This is a genomic window from Gammaproteobacteria bacterium, assembly GCA_009845905.1.
GTDB lineage: Bacteria > Pseudomonadota > Gammaproteobacteria > Steroidobacterales > Foliamicaceae > Foliamicus.
The window spans coordinates 13,470-27,573 of record VXYS01000010.1 but is presented as its reverse complement, the minus strand read 5'-3'; the positions used below and the strand labels follow the sequence as shown (position 1 = coordinate 27,573).

General features: G+C 56.9%; 14 protein-coding genes. 4 read left to right on the top strand and 10 right to left on the bottom strand.

What is annotated here, in order from left to right; genetic code table 11:
* Nucleotides 1-2: 2 nt before the first annotated feature.
* Entirely contained in the window at nucleotides 3-1,178 is a 1,176-nt protein-coding gene (locus F4036_10885) for a hypothetical protein (GenBank protein ID MYK38244.1), read from the top strand.
* A gap of 209 nt (nucleotides 1,179-1,387) precedes the next feature.
* Here F4036_10885 and F4036_10880 read toward each other — a convergent pair whose 3' ends face one another.
* From F4036_10880 to F4036_10865, 4 genes are all read right to left on the bottom strand, one after another.
* On the bottom strand, nucleotides 1,388-2,155 hold the full coding sequence (locus F4036_10880; GenBank protein MYK38243.1) for a hypothetical protein: 768 nt from the start codon (nucleotides 2,153-2,155) through the stop codon (nucleotides 1,388-1,390).
* Nucleotides 2,155-3,168: a DNA adenine methylase gene (locus F4036_10875; protein ID MYK38242.1), complete on the bottom strand. Its 1,014-nt coding sequence runs from the start codon at nucleotides 3,166-3,168 to the stop codon at nucleotides 2,155-2,157. The genes F4036_10880 and F4036_10875 overlap by 1 nt, the downstream gene beginning before the upstream one ends.
* Nucleotides 3,169-4,009: 841 nt before the next feature.
* A complete protein-coding gene (locus tag F4036_10870) occupies nucleotides 4,010-6,469 on the bottom strand; it encodes a hypothetical protein (protein MYK38241.1) in 2,460 nt (819 codons plus the stop codon).
* 80 nt (nucleotides 6,470-6,549) lie between these two features.
* Nucleotides 6,550-7,023 carry a hypothetical protein gene (locus tag F4036_10865; GenBank protein MYK38240.1) on the bottom strand — a complete coding sequence of 158 codons (474 nt, stop codon included), beginning with the start codon at nucleotides 7,021-7,023 and terminating at the stop codon, nucleotides 6,550-6,552.
* 188 nt (nucleotides 7,024-7,211) lie between these two features.
* On the opposite strand from F4036_10865, the gene F4036_10860 reads away from it, so the two are divergent.
* A complete protein-coding gene (locus F4036_10860; protein MYK38239.1) occupies nucleotides 7,212-8,453 on the top strand; it encodes a tyrosine-type recombinase/integrase in 1,242 nt (413 codons plus the stop codon).
* Nucleotides 8,454-8,873: 420 nt separating this feature from the next.
* Here the strand turns inward: F4036_10860 and F4036_10855 are convergent, their stop codons facing one another.
* The 3 genes from F4036_10855 to F4036_10845 are packed head-to-tail and all read right to left on the bottom strand — an operon-like array spanning nucleotide 8,874 to nucleotide 10,788.
* Nucleotides 8,874-10,232 (bottom strand): hypothetical protein, encoded by a 1,359-nt coding sequence (locus tag F4036_10855; protein ID MYK38238.1) that lies wholly within the window; start codon nucleotides 10,230-10,232, stop codon nucleotides 8,874-8,876.
* The gene (locus F4036_10850) at nucleotides 10,229-10,471 is read right to left on the bottom strand and encodes a hypothetical protein (GenBank protein ID MYK38237.1); all 243 of its coding nucleotides are present in this window, start codon (nucleotides 10,469-10,471) and stop codon (nucleotides 10,229-10,231) included. The genes F4036_10855 and F4036_10850 overlap by 4 nt, the downstream gene beginning before the upstream one ends.
* Nucleotides 10,472-10,488: 17 nt before the next feature.
* Nucleotides 10,489-10,788 carry an AlpA family phage regulatory protein gene (locus F4036_10845; GenBank protein MYK38236.1) on the bottom strand — a complete coding sequence of 100 codons (300 nt, stop codon included), beginning with the start codon at nucleotides 10,786-10,788 and terminating at the stop codon, nucleotides 10,489-10,491.
* A 508-nt stretch (nucleotides 10,789-11,296) separates the two neighbouring features.
* Here F4036_10845 and F4036_10840 point away from each other — a divergent pair.
* Nucleotides 11,297-11,563, top strand: coding sequence for a hypothetical protein (locus F4036_10840; protein ID MYK38235.1), 267 nt, complete (start codon nucleotides 11,297-11,299; stop codon nucleotides 11,561-11,563).
* A 116-nt stretch (nucleotides 11,564-11,679) separates the two neighbouring features.
* On the opposite strand, the gene F4036_10835 is transcribed toward F4036_10840, so the two are convergent.
* Nucleotides 11,680-12,735 (bottom strand): hypothetical protein, encoded by a 1,056-nt coding sequence (locus tag F4036_10835; GenBank protein ID MYK38234.1) that lies wholly within the window; start codon nucleotides 12,733-12,735, stop codon nucleotides 11,680-11,682.
* Here F4036_10835 and F4036_10830 point away from each other — a divergent pair.
* Nucleotides 12,597-13,130, top strand: a complete 534-nt coding sequence (locus tag F4036_10830; protein MYK38233.1) for a DUF433 domain-containing protein — start codon at nucleotides 12,597-12,599, stop codon at nucleotides 13,128-13,130. The two genes, F4036_10835 and F4036_10830, sit on opposite strands and share 139 nt — an antisense overlap.
* Before the next feature lie 5 nt (nucleotides 13,131-13,135).
* Here F4036_10830 and F4036_10825 read toward each other — a convergent pair whose 3' ends face one another.
* Both F4036_10825 and F4036_10820 read right to left on the bottom strand, forming a co-directional pair.
* A complete protein-coding gene (locus F4036_10825; protein MYK38232.1) occupies nucleotides 13,136-13,375 on the bottom strand; it encodes a DUF433 domain-containing protein in 240 nt (79 codons plus the stop codon).
* Between the two features lie 407 nt (nucleotides 13,376-13,782).
* A complete protein-coding gene (locus F4036_10820; protein ID MYK38231.1) occupies nucleotides 13,783-14,100 on the bottom strand; it encodes a hypothetical protein in 318 nt (105 codons plus the stop codon).
* Nucleotides 14,101-14,104: the final 4 nt, after the last annotated feature.

The following is a 14,104-nucleotide window of genomic DNA, read 5'->3' as shown; positions in this document are numbered from 1 at the left end:
TCATGTTTTTCCACATCGACGAATCGGGCAATACAGGGATGAACCTGTTCGACACGAGCCAGCCGAGACTCAGTTACGGTGTGCTCTCCAGCGCTCTGAACGTTGATTTGCTAGGCAAAGGCGTGCATAGAAGAATGACGACACGCTTGGGTGTTCCTGTTTTGCATGCCAACGAGATGGGCGTGGGCGGCATGGTCAAGATCGCGGATCAGTTGCGCGCGCTACAGAAGAAATTCCGTTTTTCCTTTGACTATTACTACATCGACAAGCCGACGTACGCACTCGTGCTTCTATTCGATGCCGTTTTCGATGCCGGACTCAACAAGGCGGTCAAATGGGATCTCTATTGGACACCCTTGAGATTTGCGGCCATCCACTTTCTCACCCAGCTTGTCGACGAAGAATTGCTCAAGAAAGCATGGGCGCTCTGTATCACAAAGAAGGACAAAGTGAACCAGGAACGCATAGTTGATCTATTGAGCGATCTGAAGGCCAGAACAATTCGCTCCGACTTGCAGCCAAGAGTAAAGGAGTTGTTTATCGACGCCTTCGAGTTCGGAACCAGAAACCCTTTGGCGCTTGACTTCGGAATTTTCGACAAGAAGCTCGTTTCACCTAACGCGGTAGGGTACCAGTTCGTCGTACGCGCGATTGCACGAAGGTCTCGAAGGCGCAGGTGGAGGGGGCGAACGTCGATCAAGATAGATCGTCAGCAGGAATTCAACAATGCGCAGATCGAAACCCACTACAATCTGACTAGGATTGCCGAAGGGCTGGAAAAAGCGGGTGTGGCCGTTCGCGAAGCCTACTCCTTCCATCCCATGTTTCGCGACTTGGACGCGAAACATGTGCAGTTGAGAGATTTGCCCATTGAGGCTCCGGAAGTGAAGTCCAGCGAGCGCAGCATCGGATTGCAGATCGTCGATCTATATCTGTGGATTACCAACCGGATGGCCAAAGGCGATCAATTGCCGGCTGATCTATTGAGAGTGGCTCGTATGTTCTTGAGAAACGGTGTCTTTGACAGTATCTCCCTGGAAGGAATGGCACAAAGATTGCAGGATTTCGAGAAACAGCTCCCCGCATACGAGGATTTGACCGACGAGCAGCTGGACTTCGCGAAAGCCGACATTGACCGACACCGTGAAAAGGTTGTGGAGTTGTTGGCCAGTAATTAACTAGGCAGTGCGTCCTGTATTCAACGATATTTGGGTCGTCATCGGCATCGCTCGTTTCCGAGGGGTTATGCGAAGGCCCCGTCGATGATCCATGAGTAGATGAAGTACCAGGACAGGGTGGGCAGCAGAAAAGCCACCCAAAGTGGCCTTTCTCACGACAAAGAGTCTTCGAGAATTCCGGTTTGGTTCAAACTCCGACAGGTTTCGATTTACCACCTGCCAAATTTGTTAATGGCTTGCCCGTAGACGATTATCTCCGGTGAGAAAATGCGGGTTTCGAGTGCTGCTTCTTCGAGAAGAGCCATAAAAGGACCTTTATTTATATTGAATAAAACTTCGCGATAGTGTCCCGCGCTACTGTTTCGCATTTCCAGTTCCCCTACGTTCCTACCTGCATGTCGGAACAATACCTTTTGATCGTCGAATTGGCCGGCGTGACGAGCCTTTGAATTCTCCACATTGAATCCGTCGCCCATAATTCGCACAACATCGTCGCTCCAATAGACGTGATAAGCCCCATCGTGCCAAATTGTGAGATAGTTGACTTCCGTGCCATTGAATACAGCTTTGCGAAGGAATCCGCGAACCAAGACTTTACGCTGAAACCGATCTTTGAGTTCGCGCATCGGATATTTCAATACTTCTTTGGCGGCGGTCTTGTTGGCTTGATATTCTTCAAAGCGTTCCGGGAAAGCGTCAATGCAGTGGACAAGAAGTCCCCCGATGCCATTGAGAGTCTGGAATCCGTCATCCGTAAGAAACCGGTTCCGTCTATATAAGAAAACTTGCCACTTTCCTCGTCCCGCCTTGACGGAGTGGGCGTCTCCCGCTGGGTCAATTACATCCTTCTTTGCCTTTAGGTCTCTTTCGTAGTCTCGTGGTAGCCCAAGTAAGAGAGCAAAGCGTTTTGCGGCTTGAATACCTCGTTCGCGATATGCCCTGCCTTGCTCGGGGGTGCCTCCCCGCCTACCAGGCATCAAGGGTGCCGCCAGATCAGCAATTCATGGGACCGCTTAATATGCGAACCACCATTTAATTCAGCTCGATTCTCGCCAATCCGCGTGTCTCCTTGCCCAAAGGTGTATTGCCAGCTTGGCTCATCAATGTTGCAGTCGGAATACCAATCGCGGACTATTTCGCAGTCGTTGTAGGAAAGCACAAAGCCGCCCTTGTGTTCGAGCAATAGATCCCGCAGTTTCTCGTGGTCGAAGCCTTTATGGTGAATCGGGAAATTGCGGTGTGGATACATACCGACGAAAGTCTTGCCTTCATCCAAGTAGTACGGGGGATCACAATAGAGAAAATCCTTCTTGTGGTTTGGGATGGATTTCTCAAAGCTCATACATTTCACCGAGAGGTTTGGTGCCCGGAAATCCTCGGCCTTCTTTACCATCTTCTCGTACCGGTTCGAATTCAGATATACGTCGGAAGGCCAGCCGAGAAAATGGGGTCCGTAGGATGTATTGGAGTTGAAATAGTAGTGCGCAGCCAAGTCCTTCTTTTCCAAAGTCTCCCCGTGCTTCCAGTGCCGTAGCATCCGCTTCTTGACTACGGCGAACGTGTCCCTGTCCGGCGAAAAATTCCGCATTCGCCTAGCGAGCGCCTTCGGGTTTCGCAATTGCACCTGCCAATAGGTGCAGAGGATGTCGAAAACGTCGTAGCCATATACCCTAATCCCCAATTCGTTGGCGCAGGCGATCTCTACTGATCCGCCGCCTAAAAATGGCGCGGCCATCCGCTCTAGGTTGGAAGGAAAGCGTTCGACAATGTAACCGACCGCCAGACTCTTCCCCCCCGCATAGCGCAACGGCGAGGCGAGGTACCGTTTGTAATCAAGCTTGCCATTGCTGCGCAGTGAACGAAGGAACGCAGCGTGCGCTGCCTCGCGTGATTGTCTTTGCGAGCGGAAGGGGAAAGAGGCTTGGGAAGGAGAGGGAAGGTTTGTCGGCAGTGCCGACCGATCAACTCTTTGTGTAGCAGCGTGTTCCATCACGCGCACCTCCAAACACAAACACGTTCAGCAACTATATACGCTAATGAACCGCGAGTACAACCCAGAGCGGTAGCGCCTGTAAGTAACTGTAAAAGCGGGGATTTTATCTTGGCGATCAGGCTCGCATAGCGTAGCCACCTGACAATCATGCGGCGGGCAATGTACGCCATCTGCGGGAGCGTGTCCGGTTCACGGATATTCTGGCGGTCTGCAAACCCGTTGACGTTTCGCGGCAGAATACTCATCAGTGGTTTAGCCCTTCAGAATGGCGGGTTTTTACCAGTTATGAGCGAGGTGCTTGGGTCGGCGAATTTATTCAGCGATTTTAGCGAGCCAATTTAGGTGCTTTGCCAGTTACGGTGGTCGTCAACCTTTAATTTCGTCGAGGAGTTGAGGTCGTTTCTCAATGCAAGCACAAATCCTGCGAGAGCACTCTCTTTCTCTTGATCGGAACACTTGGCCCCAATCGCAAGGGTAGCGAGAAACGCGTTCCCTGCTTTAATCACCTTGTCTGGACAGTACAACCACGCGAGACGGAATTCTTCAAGAAATCTCTCCTTCTGCTTCGCGTCCTGGGGACTCACGTAGAATCCACGAAGTGAGTTAAGTAGGCTTACGTATCTCTCCTCTTTGCGCTTATACCTCTCCCAGCGCCGCTTGGCCAATTCATTTAAGCACCACACAGCGATAGCGCCAACCAGGGGGATTATCACCGTAAGCAGTGGGCCAATATCCTTCAAGAACTCAGACATTTGTCACCTGACCGATGAGCGCGTCGTCCCGCTGATTAACAATTGACATTGGGAGATTGCATAGATTCTTGGACGATTCCTCCCACCTAATGTCGGCCAAGACAACACTTCTTCCATTTCTTGCCACTTCCACATGGGCACGGATCGTTTCGACCAATCTTTCCCCTAGAGGCCCTCACATTCTTGATGCGGCGATTACGAAGCCTCTCGGCTTCTGCTTGCAGTCTGGAGCGGGAATGTTCAGGTATGAGGTTTGCAGTTACCCATTGCCAAGACGCGTCCTCAAGGACATCGTCCTCACCATATGTTAATTCCAGTAGAAGACGATTCTCATCAGAATTTATGAGCGCAACAGCGCGCGCATGATCCAACGCCATGTCCGCATCTCTCAAGGATGTGGGGCTCTTCCAACAAAACAAAGTTAGTCTTACATCTCCATGTGAGGAATAAGGCGCTGCGCGTTTAACACTAAGTTGCTTAAGCTGTTCCTCAATATGCGACGAGAGAATTTCACGCCAATCAGTGCTTATGTCCAAAAGAAACGCGGCCACCCGCGACCGACCATACTTCTCCCCGTCCGTGAGCAATTCAATTACTTCGCCAATGCGAGACGGTATTTCTTGGCCCAACCAACACGTGATTGTAGGATCCTTAACTCGCTCGGAGAAAAAGCGATCCAATTCAGAGCGATAGCCAAAGAGCCTCAAAGCTATTCCGTCAGGACCACTCAAGCTTTCCATGTAGTGAACGTAATGATTGTGCTTCAAGTAAAGCCCCAGATGATCAAGCTCATCGTTACACTCAACTGCCTCAGATTTAGTGGCCTGCATTCGTTGCTCTATAAAATGCAGAAAAATTAGTGGGCTTGTGAAGACGTCAACGAACGCTCTTAGGTCATCTAAAGAAACCGACCAAACGGGCATGTCTTCTGTTTCCACGCCGATTTTGGACAAATGTAGCAATCGGGCGGCAAGTTCCGTAAATGAATCAAGAGTTACAGCAACAATGGTGATGTGACGGAAATCCGCTTGCCGTAGTTCGCCAACCTTTTGGTGACTGTGATCGAATATTGAAACGCAGTCCGAACTACTAAGGTAATCAAGAAATCGTTTGCCTTGATTAGCAGGCTTTACAACGAGGTTTTCAAGAGACGCAATGTGAGAGGGAAAATCGACAGCTGGTGATGTGTAACTGAAGGCGCCACCACGGCACTCGAAGACAAACAGGTGATCATCAAAAACAAGCAATCCATCAGTTTCACACCATCCTTTCTTGCCAGATCCAGTAGCAGATTTATAGAAGACAGAGCGCCATTCAGTCGCGCCTGGCAGCATTTGCTTGAAATACTCAAGCGGTAATCTCTCGCTTAGCTCACTTTGATTCTGGTTCCATTGCTCTCGATACTCGGGCTTGTGCCTTGCAACAATTCGCTGGATGACGCGGTACAAGTTATCGAAAAGCGGATGAATATCAAAGCAGTAAAAGCGCCCGTCAACACGAATGAAGGGACGTTTGAAAATTGGCCAGATGCGCAGAGGCCAGCCCTGATAGTCCCCTTCGGCAAAGAACTCCTGATCTTCTCCTGGTGACCATGCCAAATCATTTAGAAGGTCACGAGGTAAATTTGTTATCTTTTCGACATCGTAAAGATCTAGACCAAACAGGCGTCCGAATACATCACCCAATTGACGCTCCAGACCTTCTTCCTCGATTGCTTGAGACCAAAGTTCCCGAAGATCCTCCTTGCTACAGTCCGAAAGATCTCCCTGCTCTTGTTTCACGGTATGGAGTAGCCCGCCATCAATGCTCTCAAACTCCCTCATGGCATCGCCCATACCGAAAATAGATGCGTCCCTAATGTCTACAAACGCATTAACAAATTCTTCTCCGCGAATGCCTAGGACTTCCTGCAAGACTTTCGAATGAGGTAAAAACAAGTCATTGAGATAAGCAGGTATGTGAGACTCGTATTGATGTCCACGCACATTGCACCAGAACAGTTGAGCCTCCCATTTGAGTTGATACATGTTCTGATCAAAACTGGCGTCTTTCAAGCGTTCCTTAGCAGCCAATGCTCTTGGATAATCAAAACTGACTTTCCAAAAAAGAGTTTGTACATTTTCTTGAAGGATTGACCAATCTTCGTCTGTCACTTCTGTTCGTTGTTGATGAGACGGCGGAACAGATGCAATCAAACTTTGAATGTAGTCAACCATGCGCACAGCTAGGACATCCTCAATGTCCCTCTCAGCCTCCGGCTTGAATTCAGCGTAGTGCAGCATCACGACTTGACGTGCGCGTAGCAACAACTGGAGCGGCGGCAATTTCGATACAAGCAAAGCAATCTCCCTAACTAGTTGATCGATCTCAGTCACGATCCCGGGGTACTGCTTTGCTAAATTCTGCTGAAACTCATCAAATTCAACCTCTTGCCACCGAGATTGCCATTGCACAAGCTTGCCAAAACGAGCTACTCGAATTGGTCCAGCCTCAAACACCTCATCGGCCTTTACCAAGTGCTTCTTGTATCTCTTCTTTGCGCTCACTTTTTAATTCGATTGGGTTGTGGAATCACGTTAAACGCCGCAAGAGCGTTCTGCTGTTTTCTCCGAACCAAGGATCGAGATTACGATCTCGTCATGGATGAGAACAGCTTGTCCTGAATTCTTTTGAGGGCATCCATCTTTGACTGCATGAATTGTTTATGCGCGTCGCCGACAATTACCTGCTGCATTCCTAAGTCATAGTAGATGATCGCCGAAATGCTTTTTCCGTCCTTATCTTTCCCCACCGCCCATTGATCAACGTCCGCCGCGACAACATTACTCAATGACTGCAGCGCCGTAACGTGGAATTGCATTTCTTTGATCGCTTTGTTGATGGCTTGGCTCCGTTCTTCACTCCATTCATCAGATGCAAGAGCGATCACTTTGGCAAGAGATGCAATGAGTTTTTGCAAATGCGCGACTTCGGATTGATGTTTAAGAAGACTGATTCTATTTTTCTCTTGAATTCGCTGGTGCCTCAGCATCAAATAGGCGACGAGTGCTGTCAGACTAGTAGCGGCGGTTGCCAGATATTGGGGAAGAAGTTCAAGCATCTGTCAAAGAGGTGATCTAGTGCAATCGTCAATGATCGATTGGCGTGATCCACAAGAGTGAGGAGTGGGCCGTGAGACCACTCAGCACCGTGGCACTCCCGAGCCATCTTTCCGTCAGTTCGGGGAAATAGCCCTGAAAACAAAGACATTTCGGAGCAACCCGTGTATCATTTTCGGCACTCCGTGCCATGCCGAGCCGCCGAATTACCTCAAAAGGGCCACCGAAAGGGCCACCGAAAGCGGAACCATCGAACCCGCCGCCCCGGCCCCCACGCTTGTCCGAAACGTTCGTAAAGTCCGTCTCGCAGGCCGGACAGTACGGCGATGGCCGTGGCGGACACGGACTGCGCCTGCGGGTCCGCCAACGAAGCGCCTGGCGTTTGTCCAAGACCTGGGCGCAACGGCTCCGCATCAACGGCCAGCTCGTCCAGTTGGGCCTCGGCACTTGGCCCATTGTATCGCTGGCCGAAGCGCGCGAGCAGGCGCTAGCCAACCGGCGCATGGTGATGCGGGGTCGGGATCCACGGCACTACGCCAAGGTTCCAACCTTCGCGGAGGCCGCCGAAGCCGTGATCGGCCTGCATGAGCCGACCTGGAAGAGCGGCGCGCAGGAAGCCCGGATTTGGCGATCGAGTCTTACGCGCTACGTTTTTCCGACCATCGGCCCGAAACCGGTCAATGAGATCACGACGGCGGACGTGCTTGCCGTACTCACCCCCATCTGGCAGCGAGAAACCGGCCGGCGGGTACGCCAGCGCATCGCGGCCGTCATGCGCTGGAGCATCGCCCAGGGCCACCGTCCTGACAACCCGGCCGGGGGGGCCGTTACCCAAGTGCTGCCGCGGCGCATCGGCGCCCGGCGTAATTACCGTTCGCTTTCCTACGCGGAGGTCGCCGGTGCCGTCCAAGTGATCCGGGATAGCGGCGCCTACGAAGTCACCAAGAAGTGCTGCGAGTTTCTGGTGCTGACCGCGGCGCGCAGCGGAGAAGCCCGCCTGGCCCGTTGGAAGGAGATCGATTTCGAGAACGCTACCTGGACGGTTCCCGCAGAGCGGATGAAAGCCGGCAGGCCGCACCGGGTGCCGCTGTCCGATCGCACCCTCGAGCTGCTGCGCGAGGCGCGGGCTTTCCGCGACCACACCGGCTTGGTGTTTCCCAGCGAGCGTGGAAAGAAACTATCCAACATGACACTTTCTAAACTGCTGAAGGACCTCAACATCGCTGCGGTCCCGCACGGATTCCGGGCCAGCTTCCGGACCTGGGCGTCCGAGCAGACGGACGCGCCGCGGGCCGTCATGGAAGCCGCTTTGGCGCACCGCCTGGGCGACCAGGCGGAGCAAGCGTACGCGAGGAGCGATCTTTTCGAGAAGCGGCGCCAGTTGATGGCGGCATGGAGCGCCTACCTGGCCAAGCCGAACCCGGCGGCCTGAGCCGAATGTCCGGTAAGCGCGCGACGGTCGACGAGCACCCTTCGCGCGGCGCGACCTGGAGCGTAGCGGAAGTTGTGGGCTTTAACGGCGGAAGGAGTTGAAAGGGAGGGATGCGATCGGAGTAAGTAACGGCGCGCCTTTACCCACACTCCCTTGGTGTTGGCAAACGGACGGATTGGCGCTATTGGCGGCTTTCAGAGCGTGATTTTCCGCGGTTGTTACGTCGCCGTACTCGCCGGAATCCGGTAGCCCTTGACGCCGGTTTCGGCATCGCGTCCCATGCGCTCGGTGATTAGCCGGCGACTTCCAAGTTTCCTGTTTGTAGTGGCGCAAGTGGCGCAAGTGGCGCTTTTTTTATAGAGCGAGCTCACCCGCGCGTGCGTAAGGGGGGTTATAGGAAAATTGCGCCACTTGCGCCACTCACGCCACTCGAAGGCCGCTCCAGTGTCGGCGGCCGCCTGTCGACTTGAATGGCCGGAAGCGCGCCTCCTTCAGCCGCTGGCCGAATGTCCTCGGACTGAGTTTGCTGCCCGTGTAGTCCACGTAGGACTGAAGCAGGACGCTGGCGCGTTCCTCGCAGTCCCGGCCAACCTCGCAGCAGTCCGCGATCCACTGCTGAAACACGTCCTGCTCGTCGCGGTAGTCGGTCACCGCCGCTTCCATACACGGCGGCAGGGTGCGCAGCACGTTTTCCAGAAACGCCCGGCGGCCTTCGAGTATCCACCGGGTCACCACGCCGTCGCGGGCCAGATCCAGCATGCTCGCCTTGAACTCCGGATCCCGCTCCTCCGCCGGCACGGCCGGCACTTCGAGTAGTGCCATACGCCGGAAAATGCCGCTGTCGGGCGCGGCCCGGGGCTTCGTGTTGCCGGTCACGATCAGGCCGCCGCGGAACCGGACCTCGAAGCTGTTTCGCCTCATAAAATTAGCCTGAATACCCTCCCCGCTCACCAGGGCGTTCAGTTCCGCGGATTTCCACGCGGCGCCTTTATCGGGCAGTTCCTCCACTACCGCCAGGCGCTTGCCGTCCAGTTGCGCCATCCATTCGCGGTGAGCCTGCTGATATCCGGCGGCGCGCTCACCCGACAGGACGCGAGCATGGCCGCCGAACGCGATGCGTAGCGATTCGGTAAACGTGGATTTGCCGCCGCCAGGGCGGCCCTGCAGAAACAGGAACCGCTCAAATATCTGCCCCTGGGCCGTGAACGCGGAGTAGGCCCACGCCTGCAGCCACCGCGCCAGATGCTTGCGCTTGGCGAGCGTGCCGCCAGCGGCGCGCCCCAGGAAATGCGTCACGTAGTCCGCCCACCGCGCATCCACATGATCGGCTGGCGCGGCCGCTAGGCAGGTCGCGTGCAGATCGCGCGACGGCACTGTGTGATTTTGCCCCGTCTCGCGCTCATGCCATCCGCCGGGCCAAGCGATCCCGTCCTCGGCGTCCCAATGGCGTCGCTCCATGCGCCAGGACGCGCGGGTGAGGGCGGCCGCCACCGAATGGCTGCGCCTGAGTTCGCCGCCGGCGGTGTTCAGTAGGTCCTCGCGAATATCACCCTCCACGGGGCGCCAGTCGCCGTCCTCGTGAAACTCGCGCCATGCGCGCGTCCGCAGATCGTAGAGGTATCGGCCCCCGCGCTGCTTGGCAAAAGCGGTCCCCGCTTCGATTTCGGTTTTGGGGTCGCCGCCGGCCTTGCGCTTCGACGCACCGGCCGTCCCCTTGCGCAGCCGCTTTAGTTGCTGCTCGACCAGTTTCTCGTCGCTCAGGCGCCGCATGTCGTTCATGTGACCTCCCGCACGAGCGCCTCGCGCTCGTAATCGTTCAGCCAGCGCCGCTTTTCCGCCAGGCGGTAGGGATCACGAATCAGCGCGCGTGCCAGTCGACGCTGCTCCGCCTCGAATTGCCCATCCTCGATCCGCTGAACGAACTCGCGGCCGGCGGCGGCCACCGCAAGGCGGTAGGCGGCGTCGAAAACGGTTCGATGGGAGGGGATTCCAGCCAGATTTGCGCCGAGGGAATCCAAGGCTGTCAACTGGGGAATCACGGATGGTCCGCCGCCGTTTCGGCCGGTTCCTGGCTGCGCCCGATACGCCGCACGCGGCCCGGTTTCCTAGCCGCCAGCCACTCGTCCAGCTGGTCGCTCCGCCAGCGGACCGAGTTGGGTCCGACGGCCACGGGTGCTGGAAAACGACCTCGTTTTATCCAGCGCCACAGCGTACGCCTCGATATATCCACGCGCTCCAGCACGCGCGCCTCGCGCAGGAGGAAAATTTGCGTCTCCACAGTCCACTCGGCCTCCACCGGATTGGTGGGGCCGCCGCCGGCGGACACCGGCGCCATTACCACGCAGCAACGCAGACAGCAGCCGCGCCGCCAGGCAGCAGCCCCATTGCTGGGGGGGGTCTATGCCTGCGCGGGGGCCGGTTTGTCAGAATCTGTACCGGCGGACGCTATTGGATCCTGCGCCCCGTGGTGTGTCTCCGCATCCGTGCGGTCTGCGCGCTCCGTTGAACCCGGAGTATAGCATGCCGCATCCGGTCGGTCGCCACGTTGCGGGGCAGGGCGGCTACCCTTTGCCCTATGGGAACCCCCATGCGCGAAGCCCGCCGCCCGTGACCGAGGAGGATCTGGCCCGCTCCTTGGGCAACGCCCCGCATCCCATCCTTTTGGCACTGGCACGCTGGATCGAGCTGGCGGCCGGGGAGCATCGTCGCCGAGGCGAAGCGGGCCGCGCGCGCCCCGGAACGGTAACGTTGAGAGACGCCCCATATCCCAATGCGGCTTCGCTCAACAGGCGACGGATAGGGAATATGGATGCAAGGTGTGTTTTATGCACTATACTGTTTCCGTGACTCCGGACCGTTTCAAATACCTCCGCGGGCGCCTGGGCATGACCCAGGGCAAGCTGGCCGCGGCCATGTCTTACAAGCGCCGCGCGATCGTGAAGTTCGAAAACGAAGGGCCGGTCAACCGCCGCGCCGGTCGGATCCTTTACCTGCTTTTGCAGGTGAAAAACCTTCGCCGCCGGATCCGCCGCCTTGAGCGGGAACTGAGTATGGCGCGCGCCGAAAGCGCGGGCTTGCGCGAAGTGCTGAAGTTGAGGGGCCAAGCGTGACGCCGGCGCGCGCATTCTCGAGCTGGCGCTGGCGGCGCTCGCGATCCTGATGTAAGCGTATGTCCGTGGCGTTCCAAGCGTTACCGCTTCTTCCGCCGCGTCAGCCACACGCCGCTCTACGCCTCAGGGCTCAGCGCCCAGTTCCGCCCGCCGACCTCCAGCGCCTCGATCCGCTCCGGCGCCGTGCGCCCGGCCGGATCCTCGCCCCGCGCCAGCGCGGCCGCCAGGATCCGGATGCGCGACAGCAGTACCGGCCGATAGTCCAGCTGCTCCACCGACACATTGATGTGCCTCGTGTCCGTGGGCGGGTCGTGGTGCAGGTGGCCGTGGATATTCACCCAGCCGTCCGGCAGATGGACCTCCTGGATCGGCACATGGGTAAAAACCAAGCTGGGTTCGCCTTCCACTAACAGCATCGCGCAGGCTTCATCGAAGCCCTCCACCCGCAGTCCCCCGGCGCCGCTGAAATCATGATTGCCGGGCACCAAGACCTTGCGCCCCGGCATGGCGCGGATGCGGTCGAAATTCGCCTCGGTCATCCCGCGCTTCATCGCGATGTCACCGCACACGACGATCGCGTCGTCCTCCGCCGACCAGTCGACGGTCCGCGCCCAGTGGTCCAGCAGGGCGTTGTCCATGTGCCCGACATCGCGGAAGGGCCGGTCGCAATAGCCGATGATGTTGGCGTGGCCCAGGTGGAGGTCGGACCACACCCAGACCTGCCCGGCTTCTTCGTTCAGCCAGCGTTCAGGCAGATCCCGCAAGGCACGGGCCATCACGGGAAACGTGCGCGCGCGGCGGCCCACGGCGCCCTTGGGAGGCCATGTCAGCGCGGCGTGGTAGATCGCCCGGAAGGAATGTTGCGGATCCGTCATCGGGAAATGCCTGCCCGAGGCGCGGCGTACCGTGCGCCGCCCCCGGGAAAAAGGGCGGGGAGAATAGCACAACGAGGGGCTTATCGGGGCTTTAGTAGGAGTCGGTCCGCCGCGTGGGCGAAGCTCTCCAGGCGGCCAATCAGGGCGTTGTAGCGGGAATGACCCCCGCCGGCTTCGCAAACGGCCGCATACAGCCGGAGACTCGGAGTCTCGATCGCATCGGCCGTTCCAGGAGCCCGAATTCCCGCAGATGGGTTGCGGCCACCGCCACGAGCAGCGCTTCCTTTGTGACCTCATGCCAGCTCACAACAATTAGAATCTCGTCAACTGCAACACGGGACGTCAAAGTCATGCTCACCCTAGATGACGTCATTGAGCGCAACCCCAAGAAGGTCAGCGGCACCTGCGTGTTCCGCAGCAGCCGCTTGCCTGTTATGACGCTGTTCAACAATCTTGAGGCGGGTTTGTCGATTGATGACTTTCTGTACCACTATGAAGGCATCGCCCGGCGCTACATCGACATGTGCTGCTGCCGGAGAACCGCGCGCGGGTCGCTGCCATCGTCGAGGCCGACCGCGCAAGGGATCGCGAGGCCACCGAGGCACTCAAGGCCATGGAAGAAGCGCAAACACCCGAACGAACGAGTCCTAGCCTGGTTCGTCAATTTTTTGTCCTTCGCGGATTCTGCATGACAGCATCATTCGCAGGCCACCCGTCCTTGTTCCGGTCCATCCTGCGCTGACAACGCGTGCCTGGCTTGCCGGATCAGCGCTTCCGCCTGCTTCCGGCTGACGCTGGGGAAATCAACCAGAAAATCCTTGAGGCTTTCTCCCGCCTCCAGGTAATCCCAAAGCGTGCCGATGGGTACCCGGGTTCCCAAGAACACCGGAGTGCCGTGCATGACGTCTGGATCGGTATGTACGACGTTGCTTTTCATCTGCCTACTGGACTCGCTCAACTCCGGCATAGGTTACCTCTCTTCGTCTACCAATCCATGGGTTCGCCGCGATATACACTGGGTCGCTCATCATTGGGCGGCAAAATGGCACCCAGTTTTGCGACGAAGGAGGGGCACGTATCCCTTGCCGCCGCCCACAGCCGATCCAGATCAATGGAATCGCGTTCCTTGATGAGGTGCCGGCTCAACTTGTCAAGCTCTTCGAAGTTGATGCAGGGCAGCTCCCTGCGGACCGCCTCGGATACCCGGCTCGCATGCAGTCCAACACGCTATAACGAAGGTGCGAAAAATAATTGACACAACTATTGGGCCGATACGGTCCGCAGGAGCATGGCCTCAAATAACGTTCCATAAATGGACCTAGGGAACGTTAAGGGTTCGACAGGCTAGGGATCGCTCGCCGCTTCCGGTATCTCGGTCTCGATCAGCCTCAGCTGCAATTCAATCGCTTCTCGGAAGGAGTAAACAATCCTGCGGTCCGCAGGATCCTCAAAACCTGCCTCCCGGAGCGCGGCCTGGATTCTCCCGGTATTGGTGACTTCCTCTTCCAATACCCCGCGCATGATCTTGTAGAAGGCATGCACCTCCTCGTCGCTGAGGCGCTGCGTGGCGAGCAGGCCGTTGACCAAGGCGTGCAGCACGGTCGCCCGGCCGGCCTGATAGGCGGCTTGGGTGGCCTGGTCGGTGGACAGGGGTGCTGACAACTAT

Coding starts and splice junctions, on each gene's coding strand:
- F4036_10845 (MYK38236.1), bottom strand. CDS start 10,788: ATGGCGCCGGTGTCCGCCGGCGGCGGCCCCACCAATCCGGTGGAGGCC.
- F4036_10880 (MYK38243.1), bottom strand. CDS start 2,155: ATGCCTGGTAGGCGGGGAGGCACCCCCGAGCAAGGCAGGGCATATCGC.
- F4036_10835 (MYK38234.1), bottom strand. CDS start 12,735: ATGAGGTCACAAAGGAAGCGCTGCTCGTGGCGGTGGCCGCAACCCATC.
- F4036_10860 (MYK38239.1), top strand. CDS start 7,212: ATGCCGAGCCGCCGAATTACCTCAAAAGGGCCACCGAAAGGGCCACCG.
- F4036_10865 (MYK38240.1), bottom strand. CDS start 7,023: ATGCTTGAACTTCTTCCCCAATATCTGGCAACCGCCGCTACTAGTCTG.
- F4036_10830 (MYK38233.1), top strand. CDS start 12,597: ATGACCCCCGCCGGCTTCGCAAACGGCCGCATACAGCCGGAGACTCGG.
- F4036_10875 (MYK38242.1), bottom strand. CDS start 3,168: ATGGAACACGCTGCTACACAAAGAGTTGATCGGTCGGCACTGCCGACA.
- F4036_10825 (MYK38232.1), bottom strand. CDS start 13,375: ATGAAAAGCAACGTCGTACATACCGATCCAGACGTCATGCACGGCACT.
- F4036_10855 (MYK38238.1), bottom strand. CDS start 10,232: ATGAACGACATGCGGCGCCTGAGCGACGAGAAACTGGTCGAGCAGCAA.
- F4036_10885 (MYK38244.1), top strand. CDS start 3: ATGTTTTTCCACATCGACGAATCGGGCAATACAGGGATGAACCTGTTC.